This is a genomic window from Parazoarcus communis (assembly GCF_003111645.1).
GTDB lineage: Bacteria > Pseudomonadota > Gammaproteobacteria > Burkholderiales > Rhodocyclaceae > Parazoarcus > Parazoarcus communis_A.
In genome coordinates, this window is sequence record NZ_CP022187.1 from 2,692,605 (window position 1) to 2,709,951 (window position 17,347).

General features: G+C 60.6%; 15 protein-coding genes. 6 read left to right on the forward strand and 9 right to left on the reverse strand.

All coding sequences use genetic code 11. The features are described 5' to 3' along the window. Positions 1–431: 431 nt before the first annotated feature. The 3 genes from CEW83_RS21765 to CEW83_RS12360 all read left to right on the forward strand — a co-directional run bounded on the left by CEW83_RS21765 (position 432) and on the right by CEW83_RS12360 (position 1,272). The gene (locus CEW83_RS21765) at positions 432–542 is read left to right on the forward strand and encodes a hypothetical protein (protein WP_420094103.1); all 111 of its coding nucleotides are present in this window, start codon (positions 432–434) and stop codon (positions 540–542) included. 68 nt (positions 543–610) lie between these two features. Then, positions 611–802: a hypothetical protein gene (locus CEW83_RS12355; protein WP_108949612.1), complete on the forward strand. Its 192-nt coding sequence runs from the start codon at positions 611–613 to the stop codon at positions 800–802. 314 nt (positions 803–1,116) lie between these two features. Then, positions 1,117–1,272, forward strand: a complete 156-nt coding sequence (locus CEW83_RS12360; protein WP_108949613.1) for a DUF3096 domain-containing protein — start codon at positions 1,117–1,119, stop codon at positions 1,270–1,272. 27 nt (positions 1,273–1,299) lie between these two features. Here CEW83_RS12360 and CEW83_RS12365 read toward each other — a convergent pair whose 3' ends face one another. The 3 genes from CEW83_RS12365 to CEW83_RS12375 form a co-directional block, all read right to left on the reverse strand. After that, on the reverse strand, positions 1,300–2,355 hold the full coding sequence (locus CEW83_RS12365; RefSeq protein WP_234418803.1) for an alpha/beta hydrolase family esterase: 1,056 nt from the start codon (positions 2,353–2,355) through the stop codon (positions 1,300–1,302). Between the two features lie 241 nt (positions 2,356–2,596). After that, on the reverse strand, positions 2,597–3,784 hold the full coding sequence (locus CEW83_RS12370) for an AI-2E family transporter (RefSeq protein ID WP_108949615.1): 1,188 nt from the start codon (positions 3,782–3,784) through the stop codon (positions 2,597–2,599). 157 nt (positions 3,785–3,941) lie between these two features. Next, positions 3,942–4,256, reverse strand: a complete 315-nt coding sequence (locus CEW83_RS12375; RefSeq protein ID WP_108949616.1) for a BON domain-containing protein — start codon at positions 4,254–4,256, stop codon at positions 3,942–3,944. Between the two features lie 373 nt (positions 4,257–4,629). Here CEW83_RS12375 and CEW83_RS12380 point away from each other — a divergent pair, with 373 nt between their 5' ends. Then, on the forward strand, positions 4,630–4,782 hold the full coding sequence (locus CEW83_RS12380; RefSeq protein ID WP_420094104.1) for a DUF3309 family protein: 153 nt from the start codon (positions 4,630–4,632) through the stop codon (positions 4,780–4,782). A 119-nt stretch (positions 4,783–4,901) separates the two neighbouring features. Next, positions 4,902–5,066: a DUF1328 domain-containing protein gene (locus tag CEW83_RS12385; protein ID WP_108949618.1), complete on the forward strand. Its 165-nt coding sequence runs from the start codon at positions 4,902–4,904 to the stop codon at positions 5,064–5,066. A gap of 196 nt (positions 5,067–5,262) precedes the next feature. On the opposite strand, the gene CEW83_RS12390 is transcribed toward CEW83_RS12385, so the two are convergent. From CEW83_RS12390 to CEW83_RS12405, 4 genes are all read right to left on the reverse strand, one after another. Next, positions 5,263–5,682 (reverse strand): PRC-barrel domain-containing protein, encoded by a 420-nt coding sequence (locus CEW83_RS12390; RefSeq protein ID WP_108949619.1) that lies wholly within the window; start codon positions 5,680–5,682, stop codon positions 5,263–5,265. A 27-nt stretch (positions 5,683–5,709) separates the two neighbouring features. After that, positions 5,710–5,883, reverse strand: coding sequence for a CsbD family protein (locus tag CEW83_RS12395; RefSeq protein ID WP_108951380.1), 174 nt, complete (start codon positions 5,881–5,883; stop codon positions 5,710–5,712). Positions 5,884–6,340: 457 nt separating this feature from the next. Continuing rightward, complete coding sequence (locus CEW83_RS12400) at positions 6,341–7,636, reverse strand: Crp/Fnr family transcriptional regulator (RefSeq protein WP_108949620.1); 1,296 nt, start codon at positions 7,634–7,636, stop codon at positions 6,341–6,343. A gap of 386 nt (positions 7,637–8,022) precedes the next feature. Next, entirely contained in the window at positions 8,023–9,789 is a 1,767-nt protein-coding gene (locus CEW83_RS12405) for a chemotaxis protein CheB (RefSeq protein ID WP_199915107.1), read from the reverse strand. A gap of 181 nt (positions 9,790–9,970) precedes the next feature. On the opposite strand from CEW83_RS12405, the gene CEW83_RS12410 reads away from it, so the two are divergent. Further along, a complete protein-coding gene (locus tag CEW83_RS12410) occupies positions 9,971–12,313 on the forward strand; it encodes a putative bifunctional diguanylate cyclase/phosphodiesterase (RefSeq protein ID WP_234418804.1) in 2,343 nt (780 codons plus the stop codon). 263 nt (positions 12,314–12,576) lie between these two features. Here the strand turns inward: CEW83_RS12410 and CEW83_RS12415 are convergent, their stop codons facing one another. Both CEW83_RS12415 and CEW83_RS12420 read right to left on the reverse strand, forming a co-directional pair. After that, on the reverse strand, positions 12,577–13,851 hold the full coding sequence (locus CEW83_RS12415) for a MerR family transcriptional regulator (RefSeq protein ID WP_108949622.1): 1,275 nt from the start codon (positions 13,849–13,851) through the stop codon (positions 12,577–12,579). A 478-nt stretch (positions 13,852–14,329) separates the two neighbouring features. Continuing rightward, positions 14,330–17,299 (reverse strand): KAP family NTPase, encoded by a 2,970-nt coding sequence (locus CEW83_RS12420; protein WP_199915109.1) that lies wholly within the window; start codon positions 17,297–17,299, stop codon positions 14,330–14,332. Positions 17,300–17,347: the final 48 nt, after the last annotated feature.

The window sequence follows — 17,347 nt, forward strand, 5'->3', positions numbered from 1 at the left end:
ATCCAGGGTCAGCACACGTTGCGCGCAACTCCTTGCTACCGGCATATAGGCTGGCCGGGCTGCCGGACGCTGTCGCAGGGCTGATCGCATGCCAACTGCACCGCAACGATCATCGAACGCCGACTTCGGTGCGCCACCGTACCGACTGCGCCAGCTCGTGCGCGTAGCCTCCTTTCTGCATTGCGAGCAATGATGCACACCGTCCCTGCCATCGAGCACACCGCACTTCTGCAGCCTTTCGCTGCGTCCGGTGTGCAAAGGACGCAAGGCGGGCGCAGCCCTGCGGCAAGCCCGACCCGGCACCTCCGCCCGTCGGTTCCCAAGCACAAGGAGTGGATATGAACTGGGATATCGTTGAAGGCAACTGGAAACAGTTCAAGGGCAAGATCAAGACGCAGTGAGGCAAGCTCACTGACGATCACCTGGATGAAATCGCCGGCAAGCGCGACCAACTGGCGGGCAAGATTCAGGAAACCTACGGCGTCACGCGGGACGAAGCGGAGGCGCAAATCAAGCGTTTCGAGGAAACCGGCAAGGATTAGGGTCCGGCAACGATTGGCAGCCACGGCGGCCTTGCGTGGCGGCACACAACTTTGAAAGGGATCCCTTCATGACGAGCTACAAACATTTCATCCTGCCGGCAGTGCTTGTCGGGACCACTGCAGCCATGTCCGTTTTTGCCGCGTTCATGACCAACCGCCTTCGCAACACACGTCAAGATCGACAGAAGACAGCACTGGCCGACTGGGAGGACGAAGGCGGCAGCGTGCCTCCGGTCCCCGCGCGCGAGTCTGAACCATGAGTTTGACGCCCGACGGTGGATGCGCCAAAGGCGCGATCGCGGCGCGACGACGGCGAACCCGTCCCCCACCCACGACATCGACCTTCCGGACGAAATTGGCCACGCGCCGCCTAGGCAACACGTTTGCCCGCGCTGTGGTGACACTGTCTACCGCGTCCCGCACCGCTTCACAGACCGGCTTCTGAGCGTCTTCATGCCGGTCCACCGCTACCACTGCGGACGGTTCGGTTGCAGCTGGGAAGGAAATTTGCGCGCCAGGGAGCCGTCGCTGTCGACCCGCAGTTAAAGGATTACCGAAAGGAAAAAGTGTCCATATGAACATCAATCTCGCTCTTGCTCCCCTGGTATCGCTGATCGCCGGGGTTCTCATTCTTGTCGTCCCGCGGCTGCTGAACTACATCGTCGCGGTTTATCTGATCGTGATCGGACTGATCGGACTCCTTGGCGGTGGCAACTTCAGCTTGCGGTAGATGCCGCCATGAACTCGCCGCCACCGCTCAGTGGCCGACGTCCGCGCCCCGCGCGAATTGCCTGGCCATGAAGGCCCAGATCATGCGAGACGCGTCCGGGCCTTTCGGATCGCTGTAGGCCTGTCCCGCTGCGCCGCCGCTCCACGCATGGCCCAGCCCGCTGACTTCGCACAGGGTCGCGACCAGCCGGCCACGCGCCCGGTAGTCGGTGATCGTTGCGGCGTAGCGCATCCCGCGCTGCACAGTGCGCGGGGTGCCGGGTTTCGCACCCGCCCGGGCGGCCCACTGGTGCGCCGCTTCGGCGCCATTTCCGGGGGCCACAATAGGGTCGGCGCTACCATGGATCACCAGCAGCGCGGGAGGGCTTGATCCGGCAGCGATCGGCGCAAGTGCCGCGCCCGCGACCCGGTGCCCGCGCATCGCCCGCAAAGCGGTCGCCGAGGAGTGCGCGACGCCCGCGCCAATACCCGAATGCATGGCGATCGCCCGAAAACGCTGCGGGCGGCGCACCGCCAGCAGCGCGGCCATTCCTGCGCCCGCCGAGAGCCCGGCCAGCGCGATGCGCTCAGGATCGACCGCCTGCAACAGGCACACCTGATCGATCACGGCATCGATGGCGCCCGCCTCGGCCTGCGCCCGACCGGAGCGCGTGTCATACCAGTGCCAGCAACCGTGAACGTTAGAGATTCGGTCCTGCTCGGGATAGAGCACGAAGAAGCGTTCGCGCGCGGCGGTCCGGTTCATCTTGCTGCTGGCGGCCAGATCTTCCGCGCCCTGCCAGCAACCGTGCAGCATCACCACGAGCGGCAAACGCTCGCCGCGCTGCAGGCCGGGCGGCTTGAAGAGCCAATAACGCATTGCGCCGACGATGCCGATGGCAAGACCCGCGCTCCAGTCGCCCGCAGCGGCCGCTGAAGGCTTCGGCGAGGCGGGCTTTGCTGAGACGCGTTTCGCAGTGGAACGTTTGGCCGCAGCCGTTTTGCGCGCAGGCTTTGCCTTCAGCGCCTGCGTGATCGCCTTCGAACCGGCACGAATCGCCGTCCGCGTCATCGCGGTTAGCGCCCTCTGGAGGGATCGGCTCAAGAAGGCACTTCGTCTGCGTCTGGCCATGCCTATCGCGCTCGATCGGTCAGCGGTGCGAAAGCGCCCGCAACCGGATGCAGCCACGGCGCTTCGTCGGATGAACCCCCTGGCCATCCGATTCCGCGAAGCAGCCTCTCCAATCGATGCATGTATCCAATGCGCTTCACGCCGTTGTCCAATTCAGAGATCTTTTCAGATTATGAAATCACGGTGTGGCCCATCGCATCGCGCGAAGAGCCGCCTAGTCGCCAAGCAGTTCCGCCACGGGCTCAAGTTGCGTGACGTGCTCTGCCACGACTTTTGCGATGACCGTGATCGGAATGCTCAGCAGCAAACCCCACACTCCCCAAAGCCATGCCCAGAACAACAGGGAGACGAAGACCGCTGCCGTGTTCATCTTTGCAATCCGGCCCGTCATCCAGGTGGTGACGAATGTCCCGACAAACGTGGCGATCGCAATAGAAGCCCCGGCCACCAAACCTGCCGTCGACAGTGAATCGAATTGCATGAAGGTCGCCATGCCAATTCCAACGGCAGTGACAGCCGGGCCGAAGTACGGTATGACATGCAGCAGGCCGGCAGCGACAGCCCACGCGCCTGCGTTCTCGAGACCGAACAAGCGCAGTGTGATCCAGGTCAACATTCCGAGCAGCACGTTGGTTGCCAATAGCATCGACATGTAACGCTGAATCGAGGCGTTGATGTCGTCGAGGATATGCACGGTGATCTTTCGGCGCGACAACGAAGGGCCGGTGAGTCGCACCAGCTTCCGCTTGTAGGTGTCGCCGGAAAGCAGCAGAAAAAAGGTCAGGAAGAGCACCATGGCGGCCTGTCCGATCAGCCCCGCGGCGCCCAGCGAACCGACCAGCAGGAAGTCGCCGACCTTGAAGCTCGGCGGATCGACCACGACGCGCGTAGCCGTCCGCTTTGACGTCGAAGCCATGCCTGTTGCCTCGCTCGTCGCCTTCTCGATCTCGCTCGCAGCCGTCTGCACTTTTTGCATGGTGCTCGGCTCGCCTTTACGCACACTTGCGATGCCGGCCGATAGCTTGCTGGCCGCTTCGGGCACCTGATCGAGGATCCGCTGCATCTGCCCGCGCAATGAGTATGTTCCCAGGACGAGCGCGCACGAAACGCCCACCATCACAATGGCAGACCCCGCCACGCGCGGGATCCTTATGCGCTCGCACCACTCGACAAGCGGGTTCAGCGTATAGGCAAAGAGTATCCCGAGCAGCAGGGATATGATGAAGCTCTGCGCCCACTCCAATGCATATACCACCGCGACGGTCGCGAGGATTGCCAACGCCACGCCCCGTGCATTCACGCCCATGTCGACGACGGCGAGCGGCGTCGCGCTGCTGCGCTCTGAATGCTTTCCCGGGTCCGCTTTCACCGGATTCGTGGCCGGAATTTCGCCGGGGATCATCGTCCTTTCGCCTCGCCCGCGACGCGCCCATATGGGCGGCGCAACGCGGCTGTCCCACGGGGGCTGAAGCGCCGGTCGTTTCTTTTCGATTTTCCGAACGAATGCAGCAGGACGTCGCGGTCACGCCGGAGAACTGCAGCCGGCGTGACCGCGCCTATCATTTGACCCTCATGTCATTCTTGACAGATCTCACACCGCTCACACCGCGCGCGACCTGGACCGCCTTGTCGATATCGGCCCGCGAGTTCACGAAACCGCTTAGCTGTACGACGCCCTTGAAGGTCTCGACGTTGATCTCTGCGACTGTCAGCGTAGGCTCATTGAAAATCGCAGCCTTGACCTTCGTGGTGATCACGCTGTCGTCAATGTACTCACCGGTTCCCTCCTGCTTTTGCGTGGATGAGCAGCCCATCGCGGTGACCAGCGTGATGGCCAGGAAGCATGCTGAAAGATACTTGCCGAGTTGTTTCATGATCGACTCTCCTGAGATTCAAAAAGGGGATTCCTCCCTTTATGCGTCCGGCACACTGCCGGAAGAAGGCTGGCCGGAACGGCAGTCTCGCCCCGGCGCTTGAATGCATCCTGTTCCTCGCTGCACATCGAGTCTGTGCGCCGTCGTACAGACCGCTGCAATACAGTGAGTAGCATTGCAGTCAAGGGCGTGGCGATGCCTATCGACATCCAATATGGTCGCCACATACCCTGATCAAGGACTGCCGTACCGAAAGGGCAAAGCGGTTGCAGCGGCGGTACCGGCACGCCGAAAAAAGTGGCATTGGCGCGCTCCGGGCGCCTGCTCAGACGCGGCGCTGCAACGACTTACTGCCTGGAGAAATGAAATGTCAATCGGAACAATCCTGCTGATCGTTCTGGTCCTATTGCTGATCGGCGCTATCCCAAGCTGGCCTCACAGCCGCAGCTGGGGATACGGTCCCAGTGGTGGACTTGGCCTCGTCGTGGTGGTCCTGCTCATCCTGTTGCTGCTGGGCAAGATTTAGCGCCTGGCGCCGTCCGGACCTGAACCCGATCGGGCAGCCCGTGTAGTTCGCAGTTCGGCTCCGACCTCGGGATCCGTGATGTCTGCCGACAGCGCTTAAAATAACGGAAAGGAACGCAAATGCTGCACTACGCCGTAGTATTCCTGGTGATCGCACTGGTCGCAGCCCTGCTTGGTTTTACCGGCATCGCGGCTGGCGCCGTCGAGATCGCCAAGATATTGTTCTTCGTTTTCCTCGTCCTTTTTGTCGTCTCGCTTGTCATGGGCCTGAGAGGTCGAAAGTGACCGTGGGCTTCCACGACGCCGAACGACCACCACGCCGATGCGCGCGGGCGATTCATTCGTGCACGCGCAAGGCGCACCACCTTGTCCGAACCGGATGAATTTCCGAACCGGATGAATTCGGCCGGACAAGCCGGCGCCCGCCCCGGCGCATTGCGCGAGGATGTCCTCGCGGCGGGGAGCAGGCGGGTTGGCGGCGTTAATTGCGCAAGTTATCCGAATACGGCGTCGTGCCGTAGTAGGAGTGAATTCCCTGCGCCCATTTCTGGTCGGCCATATTGGGCCAATGGTCCTTGTCGAACCCCGGCGCATCCTTGAGGCGATCCTTCTCGACGTTCAGCACGAAGCGTTTGTTCTCAGCATCGAGCGTCAACGCACTCCACGGCACGGCGAACAGCTTTTCCCCAATGCCGAGGAAGCCGCCGAAGGACAGCACCGCATAGGCGACTCTGCCGCTGCGCATATCCAGCATGATTTCCTTGATGTCGCCAAGTTCTTCGTCCTTGCCGCTGTAGACGTCGTCTCCGATCAGGGTGCCCGCACTCAGCATGGCAGGTGTGCGCATCGCGCTCGTTGCGGCCTGGTTGATTCCAGCGGGATCGCGAGTTTCGTTGTTCATGCATGTCTCCTTGTCATGAATGATGCTTCAGTCTTTCTTGATGTCATTCTTGACATCGCCGTATCCTGTCTGGATCTCGCCGATGGCTTTTTCGACCTTGCCCTTTTCTTCCAGGCTCTTGTTGCCGACGACCTTGCCGGTCACTTCCTTCACCGTACCTTCGACTTCCTTCAGCCGACCTTTCACTTGATCCTTGTTCATGGCTTTCTCCTGATGACTCATGATGATCTTTGCCGCGTGCGTCGTGCCGTTGCTTCTATGCTTGGCTCAGTAATGATGCTCACCGCAAGATTCGGAGTCTGTACGTCAGCACACGTGGATATTCTGGCGAGCACCCGCACGCCACTTATGTGCGACAACACCCCCCGTTAACCTGTTTGACCAGCATCGTGCGTGCAGTGGCGCGCATGGCGCTCCGCGAGCATGCAAACACCCCTGAGGGTGGGAATGTTCAGCCGATGGGGGAGTTTTAACGGGTGACTGCAATCCTGCGCGAATGGCTAGCGGACCTTCTCAACCGGCCAGCAGGCACGCAGTGCCAGCTCGGGGGCGAGGGCGGCTCACTGAGAAGGCCATGCCACACCCCGCGAGTGCCCCCGGAAGCTGATGGCCGTTCAAGCGTTCTTCTTGCCGGGACCTTGAACCGCGTCAGTGGCGCTTATTCTCGCGTCTGCAAGATATTTACGGGCTGCCTTTCGGCGGTAACGTCACTCACTACCATGCGGCATTCGCAGCCAGATTCATCCGCCACTGCCTCGATCCGCACGGTTGTCTCAGGGCGGTGACTGCTAGCCAATAGGACGACGTCGCATTTTTTCTTGCTTTTCGCATCCAGCACCTCTTCGAGAAATCGATTGAATGCGGGCAGGAATTCGGGTTTGACGAAGGTGCCAAAACGGTGGCGTGCATGCTGTGTGCGCTTGATGCCGAGCATGATTGCGCCAGCAAGATTGAGGTTGAGAATGACGCCATGCGCATCGAGCGTGAAATAGCCGAGGGGCGCGAAATCGTAAATATCGGCACATTCCCGCTGGAGCGCGTCCGCTTCATCGTAAGCCTCGCGCAGCTCCTCGTTATGCAGTTCGAGTTCGATCTGGTGCACCCTAAGTTCGTGCACCAGACGCTCGGTATCCCACGACGTGCTCGGCACGCTCGACGTTGCCTGCCGCAGCCGTGCCTCGGCACGCTTGCGCAGCGTGACCGGGTTCGGCCGCACCCGCTGCCTGACCAGCGGTGCCGGCATCAAAGCAGACAGACGGTCGTGCTCGCCTTTGACCACACCGTAGCATTCGCATGACCGTGCCTCCAGTCCAGGGCGATCCGTTACCGTGATGTGTCCGCGGTGATATTCAATCAATCCGGCCGCCTGTACTCTTCCGGCGGCCTCGGTAACCGCCTCGCGGCGCACCCCCAGCATGCGGGCAATCGACTCGTGGGTCACATCGAGCTTATTGCCTGGCAGCAAGTCAAGACTGCACAGGAGCCAGCGGCACAACTGCTGCTCTACCGTGTGATGACGATTGCAGAGGACACTTTGCGCCATCTGGCTCATCAGTGCCTGGGTGTAGCCGAGGCAAAGGCGCCGCAGGCTTCCCGCCTGATCGAGTTCCCACCGCATCACCTCGGCGGGCAGGCGATACGCCCCGCCCGCGCACTGCACGGCCAAGGCACAGGTCGTGGTTTCGCCCCCCAGCACCAGCGCGATGCCGGTCACGCCGTCGTTGCCACTCATACCCAACTCGGCCGACGCGCCGTTCGCGGTGGAAAGCACCAGCGAGATGATGCATGTCGTCGGAAAATGAACGAATTCCAGAATGTCACCGGCGTCGTAAAGCCGCTCACCCGGCTTGAAAGTGACGAATTCCAGATCGTCCGCCAGCCGGGCGTATTCCGCCACGGGCAGGCTCGCCAGAATGCGATTCTGCCGAGGGTTGCGGATCGGAGTTTCCGGCATTGCATCGTCCTCATTTCATCGCACTGAAGCAGCGCGGTTGTTCGCGCGTGATCGTTCCGGAAGCGCTGCTGTGGCTGCAACACCTTGCGCCTGCTGATGACCCTGAGAAGCAGTATTACAACAGTATAGAAAATACCCCCCACGTTTCCGTGGGTTGATGTGTCGTTAGCGCTCGGTCGGGCCATTGCAGGGCGCCCGGAAATGGCGACCCGGAGCGATCCCGACGTACTTGCTCTTAATAAATTATCAAGTAGGCCTGCCGAGCGCGTCTGTTTGCCAGCGCACACAACCGCAATGTGAATCCTGCGCGCCCGCGAGGGGTCTTCGCGGCCTAGCCTTGAACAAATAATCGGGCCAGGGCAGTTACTTCGTTGCAAGTCGCCGTCTCAAGCCCCTATGGTGCGGAGTTCGGCTTCGAGCTTCTTGATCTCGGTGGCATCGGCAAAGGTCATGACGACACCATCGATCACATTATCCTGCGTGCGGTAAGGCATGATGCGCGCACGGAACCAGCGGCCGTCGTGGGTGCTGACCTGCTTCTCGGAAAGGACCAGGGTGTGCAAGCCCTCCTGCGCATCGGCCAGCAGCTTCGGATAGTCGAGATCGCTGACCAGGTCGGACAACGGTCGGCCGATGTCGCCGAGGATCAGCTTGAAGAGCTTGGTGGTCAGCGCCGTGAAGCGGCGCAGTTTCCTGCTGCCATCGAGGAGCACCGTGGCGATCTGCGTGCTGGAGAGCAGGTTCGTCATGTCATTGCGCTCGCAGGTGAGGTCGCTGACCTTGGCCTGCAGTTCTTCATTGGCAGACCGCAGTTCCTCGATCGCAGTTTGGCTTTCTTCGCGTGTCACGTGCAGAGCCTCGCGGGCCATTGCGTAGATATTCACATTGACCTTGCCCGCCGCGGGTTCGAGATATTTTCCTGTGCGTCCGCTGATATGGACGATGTCGCCCTCGGCGACGAAGTGCCGATCGAGGCATGCGGGCGTGATATCGGCCGCAATGTTCTTCGGGTCCACACCCTTGCGCGCCTTGTCGATAGCGTCGGCATCGAGATCGGCAGCATAGATCTGCAGCGGAAAACGGCTTTTCGGTCCGACCGCTTCAAGCGCATCGCGGAACACCATGGCCAGTGTGTAGGCCTCCTCGCCACTGGAACAAGCCGGCACCCAGGCGCGGAATGTCCTGCCGGCGGGGGAGGCTGCCAGGAGCTCGGGAATGACTTTGCTCTTGAGCGTTTCCCACACTGCCGGATCGCGAAAGAAGTTGGTCACGCCGATGCGCAATTCCTTGAACAGGACGTCGAGCTCCTGGGGATTTTCGCGCAGATAGGGCACATAACTGGAGATCCCGCTCAAGTGGTGCATCGCCACCCGCCGTTCGATACGCCGGTAGAGCGTGCTCGGCTTGTAGAGTGATAAATCGTTGCCGCAACGATCCCGCAGCAGGATGACAATTTTCTCGAGAGCGCTTTCACCGCCGGTAATCGTCGCCGTGACGTCCGACATGATTCCCGGCGCGCGCTTCGCGTAGCCCGCAATGCGTGCGGGCAATTCGGTCGAAAGGCCGACGATATCGACAACGCGGGCATCAATGGCGCTTTTCGGCATGCTCGCCGCCAGTGCGGTGTCAGGATCCTGAGCCCGCGTCAGGCCCGACACTTCCTTGATCGCCCGCAGGCCAAGCAGCCCATCGGACCCCATCCCCGAGAGCACCACCCCGATCGCACGCTCACGCTGGTCGGCTGCCGCCAGACTGCAGAAGAAGAAGTCCACCGCCATGCGAAGCCCGCGCGGCGCCACTGGGGCCAGCAGATACAGGCGCCCCCGCAGTAACGACAGATCCTTGTCTGGCGGAATGACGCAGATGACGTCAGCCTCTAGCGGCATCCGGTCGCGGACTTCCACCACCCGCAGCGGTGTGCAGCGTTGCAGCAGTTCAGGCAGGCCGCTGGCGTGGGTTGGATCCCGATGCTGCACGACGGCAAGAGCCATCCCGCAGTCTTTCAGGACCCCGAGGACCCCGCTGAGATAACCTTCCGGGGCCTCAAGCCCCCCGCGGAACATCCGACCCCGACCACCCGAACGCTCTGGGTACTTGCAGCCTCGGACACCTTTGCATTGGCACCTTTCCGGATCATGGCTGTCCTCCGCCATGAGCGGATATCGGCAGGGTCAGGGCGAACACGCTGCCACGCCCTTAGAACAAGTACAAGTCCTTAAAGCAACGATGCTTCCATTCGAACGTGTGGAAGGCGACGGAACAGGGTTGCGATACGGTTCACAGTACGCGCTTGGGCTAGCGAAATCGTTCTTTATCCTGAATGTCACCGATGCCGTGACCAAGATCGAATCTCGATCTTACAAGCAGGGGAGGCCCCAATTCACCATGGCAACTGATCGGTCAACCCCCGGTAAGCCCGATGCCGGCGACTTGCGCCGCCGCGCAGAAGAGGGTCTGCAGCAGCAGATGCACGTGCCGGTGTCCGAGCGCTCGGAAGTCGAGGTGCGGAAGCTGGTTCACGAGTTGCAGGTGCATCAGGTTGAGCTGGAACTGCAGAACGAAGCATTGAGCACGGCGCAGGCGAAACTCGAAGCCGCGTTGGCACGTAGCACCGAGCTCTACGACGCGGCACCGGTCGGTTACTTCACGCTGAACCGAACGGGCGACATCGTGCTTGCCAATCTCGCCGGCGCTCGGTTGCTCGACACCGAGCGTGACTGCTTGACGGGCGTTCGCTTTGCCGCACTCTTGCAGGACGACTCACGTGAGGCGCTCACCACGCTATTGCAGCGAGTCTTTGAATCGGGTGCGCCGCAAAGCTGCGAAGTGATCCTGGCATTCACCCCCCGCCGTATCATCCAGATGGAAGCGACCCTTTCGGCCGACGGCAACGAGTGTCGCGCCGCAGTGCTCGATATCACCGCCCGCCGTGACGCCGAAGCCGCATTGCGTGAGAACGAGGCCCGGTTGCAGCTCGCCGCCCGCGTTTTCTCGCATGTGCGCGAGGGCATCTTCATAGCCGACGCACGCGGCACGATCATCGAGGTCAACGACACGTTCACCCACATCACCGGTTTCACGCGAGACGAATCCATCGGCCAGAGCGCCTTTTTTCGCGACACCGAGCGACAGGCGCAGGAGTTGCAGGGCGCAATCTGGCGCGCGCTGCATGAATCCGGCACCTGGTGCGGTGAGCGCTGGAGTCGGCGCAAGGACGGCGACGTGTGCCCCGAGACGCTGACGATCAGTGCTGTACGGGACGCGTCGGGGCAGGTCACGAACTATGTCGCACTGTTCTCCGACATCTCCTCGCAAAAAGCGCACCAACAACAACTTGAGCACGTTGCCCACTACGATCCGCTGACGAACCTGCCCAACCGGGTGCTCCTGGCAGACCGCCTGCACCACGCCATGGCGCAAACCCAGCGGCGTGACAAGGCGCTGGCCGTCGCATATCTCGATCTGGACGGTTTCAAGCTGGTAAACGACACCTATGGCCACAACGTAGGCGACGACCTGCTGGTGGCGGTCACCGAGCACATGAAGGAGGCGCTGCGCGAAGGCGATACGCTGGCACGCATGGGGGGGGACGAGTTCGTTGCCGTCCTGGTCGACCTCGAGAGTGCCGAAGACTGCAAGCCGGTACTCGAACGCCTGCTGCAAGCCGCAGCCAGCCCCGTGATCGCTGCGGGCGTCGCGCTGCAAGTTTCTGCGAGCATCGGCGCGACGATTTTCCCGAGCGATCGCTGCGACGCTGACCACCTGATTCGTCATGCCGACCAGTCCATGTACTTTGCGAAACAGACCGGCAAGAACAGATATCACATCTACGATGTGGAATTTGAGGCGGCCGTCAGGTCGCTGCACGAGAACATCGAGGATATCCGGCTCGGCTTCGAGCGGGAGCAGTTCGTGCTCCACTACCAACCAAAAGTGGACATGTGCAGCGGTAAGGTGGTGGGCGCCGAAGCCCTGATCCGCTGGCAGCATCCGACGCGCGGCCTCCTGTTGCCCGCGGCCTTTCTGCACGTCATCGAAAACCACCCATTCAGCATCGAGCTGGGTGAATGGGTGATCCAGACCGCACTGGTGCAGCTGCGCAACTGGCGCGCAGCGGGGCTCGACCTTCCGGTCAGCGTCAATATCGCCGCCCTTCACTTGCAGCAGAGCAATTTCGCTGCGCGACTCGCGCATGTGCTGAGCGGGCACAAGGATCTCTGCCCAGGGCGGCTGGAGATCGAAATCCTCGAAAACTGCGCGCTCGACGACATGGTCCAGGTGTCGGAAAGCATGCACGCCTGCCGTGCGCTCGGTGTGACCTTCTCGCTGGACGACTTCGGCATGGGTTACTCGTCGCTGACTTACCTCAAGCGGCTGCCGGCGGACCTGTTGAAAATCGACAAGAGCTTCGTGCGTGAGATGGTCAATGATCCCGACGATCTGTCGATCGTGAGCGGCGTCATCGGCCTCGCCAAGGCGTTTCGCCGCCAGGTGCTTGCCGAAGGGGTCGAGACGATCGCCCAAGGCACGATGCTGTTGTCGCTGGGGTGCAGTCTTGCGCAGGGATATTGCATCGCGCGGCCGATGCCTGCCAGCGAGTTCACGTATTGGGTGGCCCGGTGGCAACCTGATGAAGCGTGGGCAGCCCGCGTGCCGGCTGACGCGGGCAGCAGATGACCCTCAGGGGGCATGCACATTCCCGATCGGTGGCTACAGGAAATGCGCTTGGCACCTTCGAAGATCGAAGTTGATTCAATGAGACCAAGTACGCGTCGGTACCGGCGAAGAATCGTTTGCCTCTCGCTGGCGATGGTGGCGGCACGCATCCGCGCTTCGCCGCGAACGCATGGGAGCGAATGGAAAATCGGCTGAGCACTGCCGGTCGCGGACACGCCTGAGGTGCCCCGCAAGGCGATGATTCTGGCACCGGAGGCTTACGTTCATTGCTTCTGCATCACGAAGAATCCGTAGCCGTAACTTGCGCAATGGCGGCGGTGCATATCGGCCTCTTCCTCGCAGGCGGCATACACGGCATCGGCCTCGCTGATGCCAGCATTCTTTTCCTTCAGCGCTTGAATTCGCGCGAGCATGGGCGTGTAGTAATCGTTCCACCACGCACTGGTCGGCAGCTTAAAACTGTCGACGAGCGCGTAGCCATGCTCTTCAGCGAGCTCGCAAATCCTGGCCATTGACCGAATGTCCGGATACACGCGGTTGAGATATGTACGAATCTTAGCCGGCGGATCAGCCTCGAACCAGCACATCTCGGTGAAGGCCAGGTAGCCGCCTGGCTTGAGGTACTTGCGAAAATCCTGCAGTCCGCGGGTCAGACCGATGATAAAGATCGAGCCTTCGGCCCACAGCAGATCAAAGTGCTCCGGGTTGAAAGGCATGTCGATCATCGACATCTCCTGCGTCTCCACACTGAGCCCGGCGTCTCTTGCGGCTTGATCCAGGCGGCGCAACAAGGGCGGGTGGTTATCGATGGCGAGAATCTTCGTTTTCAGCTCGCGCGCCAACGTGAGGGTCTGCAGTCCGCTGCCGCAACCGATGTCCAGCACCACGGGGTTGGCGGGCAGGTGTTTGAGCAGGCGCAGCGCCTGCAGGGTAGCGTCTTCACAGCCTGGTCCCTGGCGAGGAAGGCCTTCGAAGAGCTCAAAGAAGTAGTGCATTGACATGGTGTTGTTCTCAATGTTTCGGGTCAGCATTCTGACCTCGGTGGCTTCTTTCTCGCTGAGGCCAAGCCTCAGGAGAAATGCGTGATGTGCGGCCGGTGCTCGGCATTCAAATTCGGTGTGCCAGCGCCTGAGTGCCGTCGCATCGAGTCCGCAAGCGCGCTGCAACTCCAGCCAGAGCGTGCGGTCCAGACCGGCCGCATCCGGTCCTGAAGCGGCCGTTTTAAGCATTCCCGCAATCACCCGCTGCTGTGACTTCAGCGCCGTGACGGCTTGCCCGACTTCGCGCAGACGGCGCTCCAAAATCGGCCCCTGTGGTGTGTCGTTGTCCAGCAGCTTGGCAATATCATCGAGGCTGATTCCGGCTTCACGGAAAGCGCAAATGCGTGCCAGTCGGTCGCAGTCCGCGTTTGAGTACAGGCGATAATCTGCCTCGCTGCGTCCGGATGGACGCAACAAGCCGATGCGGTGGTAATACAACAGGGTCGAGCGTGAGAGACCGAAGCGCCGGCCCAGTGCAGTGATGCGGAAGTTGTCCATATGCACAGCCTAAACCGTGAAGCTATAGACGGGTCAAGCGAGAACTTGCCCGTCTCGCCGCTATTGATGTCGGCAGAATGCTGGTACGAATGTACTCGCGGTTCGTGAAGTCGCGCGATACGGAGAAAGAGACCAATGGCCCGTCAGGCCCGCTTCCGGTCCTCGGCCTGACCTGTCCTCGGCCTCAGCTGCCGGTGGCTTGATGGCGCAGTCAGGCAGCAATGTGCTGGTCACCCGCCGTTTGAGCGTGAGGCGACGGTGGACGGCGGCTTCTCCACCCTTCCAACTGGAACTGCCGACCCTGAACTGACCTTCGTTGTTCTGAATTTACTTCGCTGAAGCTGCCATCCAATCGGCGCGTCTACGCACCCATTGACCAACCCGCGGCGTTGGACAAAAGCCAGCCTCGCAACCTCCGTCGGGGGGCCAAGCTGAGTATGGCCTGGATAGAGTAGCGCCCGACAACCAGCCGCCGGCTTCACGATATAGCCGGGCTTGGGGGTGCCTCGTCAGCCAGTTCATCGAGTACTGCAAAAACGCCATCGAGATCGTCGTGATAGAAGGCTGTGTAGCTAGGCAAAAAAACGCATCGCCCTCTGTCTTGGAGACCAAGCCCCCGAATGTGATCGCGATGCGTCAGCCAATAACTCCCCATAGCCCTCGGATCCAACCCACCTGGTAGCCCCGACTTGGTTGCGACATAGCCCTCTTCGTCGAGCCCCGTTTGGAACGGGCTGCTCAAGTGGGCGAGACAATGGTCGAGAAACAGCAGCACGTTGTCGGCGTGGACGTCGGGGCTAAAGCAGAATCCAAAGACGTACTCGTTCATCAACCTGGAGATGCCACCGCCATCTTCAGCACCTTTTTCATCGTAGTAACCGCATCCAACGCCAGCGCCATTCGGAGGCCTCGAATTGCTGAGCTGATAGATGACGAACGACGCGGCAAGGGACCGTGCAGCCGCAACTCGACGAGCAATCGTTGTATCGCCTTGCTCGGATGCGGGGTCTAGCGAAGCCTGCTCATGAAGATGCGCAAAGGCTTGGCCGAGGAGCGCATCCACAGGCACTTCACGTGCCTCAGCAAAAAAGTTTCGTCCAGGCTCAATGTAGGTGCGCTTGAAGTGCGCGAAGACTTGCTGAGACAGCGACCTCATCTCGAGCAGCGCCAGCTTACTGACTAACCCAGTCGTTGGAGCAGACATGTCCTGGTGGACAATGAGCGCAGTGTGGAGGTTGTACAGCTGACCACCGCGATCCGCTGAGCACTGCAGCCTGAAGAGCATGAGGTCCTTCCAACCCAGAACGCCGCGCTCTGGGCAAGCAAGCCGTCCCAGCAGGCCTCTTCCAACGAAGGCGTGCTCGCCAAAGATGCGCCACGCGATCTCGACGACGTTCTCCGGAGTGTTTGCCCGTCGCCGGCCTGCACTACGCCCCCAGCCTGCGCGATCCAACAAGCGCAATAGCGAATAGACCGACCTTGGGCGCAGTCCTCGGTCATCGTGGTCGAACGTCGAGTAGCGTGGCAGGTACTCAACGAGCGTTTCGATGGCGTCTTCTGTGGTCGGGCTGGTGAAGTCGTGGGCCTGATTGACCAGTACCCGCCAGAACTGGTCGTGAGCGGTCTCTTGTTTCTCAAGAGCGAACTCCGGTTCCGCAAAAACTAAGGCAATCGATCGACCCTTGCGAACCCGATCCACCGCTGTTTGGTATAGAACAAAGGTCTCCTGCGGCTCCGGCGCGGCAAAGCGCACGATGAGCTTCAGAAAACTCTCCAAGTTTCTGGTGTTGCCCTTGTTGAAGCACGCCCGGGACCGAAGAACAGACTCTTCAATGTTGCGCCCGTCGCCCAGCTCCAACACCCCTACATCAAACAACTGTTCCAGCAGGAACTTGGCAGGACCTGGATGCCCTTCCTTGATCTGCTCAAAACCATCGGCGTTCTTGAAGTCTGGTTCGTCGTACATACGCCGAACGGAGAAAGTACCACTGCGCCCCTCTGTCTCCTCGGCGTATATGCGCCTGAACAACCCGGGATAGTTCAGATGCAGCAGCATTAGATGGATGAGGTCGCGCTTGTTGAAATCAGTCCGCCCAAGATCGGTCTTCTCGATTTGCATGAGAAGGATGGCATTGATAAAGCGCTTGACCTTACGTAGATCGCCGATCAACGTAAGGTACTTGGCGGAAGACTCTCCAGCCAAGATCCCCGCAAGCTCATTGAGAACGGCTCCAAGCTTCACCATCGTGTCCGATGGCACGGACCCGAGCTGGCTCTCGCTCTTTTCCCAGTCGCGTTGCAAGAAGTTGCGGATGCTGGAGCTGTCCACGAACAAGCTCAGCTTGACCGTCACAAATTTTTCAAGGAACTCACGCGCCCGGGATCCTTCCTCATTGCCACCGGCCAGAACTTCGGTGTCATAGCAAAGGACGTAGGTCGCTTGCGACAGCTTGAAGGTGCGTCGCGTTGCGAACAGAACGTTGTTGACTGTCTTTGCGTCCAAACGATCCAAGTCGTCGATGACAACGATCACCCGTCGGCCGATGCGGCGAAGGACCTCGTCAATGTCGTCAAGCAGCTCATCGACAGTTTCCTGGGAAGGCTCCAGTGAAAGCTTGAAGCCCAGGAACGAAACGTCAGCCTTTCCCTTTATGAGCCGAGCGTATCTAGAGGCCGTAGGGCGGAACTCCGGTGCGAAGACTTTGTTTTGAATCGCGGCAGACAGGTCGCGAATCAAGCGATCCGCAAGATCTGGCTCAGACGCGTATCGAAGGGGCTCGAACCGACAAACAATCACCTCGTCCGCGGCCCGCTGCCAGTGGCGTTCGGCAAGATTGATGAAGCTTGTTTTGCCTACGCCCCACGGCCCGTCCACACCGAACACCAATCCTGAGTGAGCGCGGCTGTCGAGGACGGTTTCCGCGAAAGATTTCGCTTGCGACTCGTTGGAGAGCAAGTCGTCCGCATCGCGCTCGATCTCCTCATCCGCAAGGAACCGGAGCTGAGGCTCCATCTGCCGTCTCCTTGGCCAATGACGTTGAACGAGTGGCGACAACAGCACAGTGGAGAGCAGCAGAAGAGCAATTGGCGCCCAATGCGGGCTTGCGGCCTTCAAGGCGGCGTGAAACTTGGAAAGCCACGGCATGGTCAACTCGTTCGACCAAGCCCCAAGACAAACTGCCATCAGTAGGTCAAAACGAAAGCTTCGACCCATTTGGACGGCGGCAGTGAATGCGCCGCGATTCGCGGCGTAGACCACACAGATCGCCAGTCCGGCCAGAACCACGATGCCGCTTGCCCAGACCTCGAGATCAGCCACTGCAGGCGCGAACGCGGTCCCCAGGTAATAGGCTGCCCTGCATACCTCAGCACCAACCAAGCCAACGACGAACATCTTGGCGAAGACCAAGAGTTCCGGCATCTTCATGGTTTGCTTGGTGCCTGCCATTCACTGTTCCTCCCTATGCAGTCGTGCGTACTCGAACGTACTCAGTGG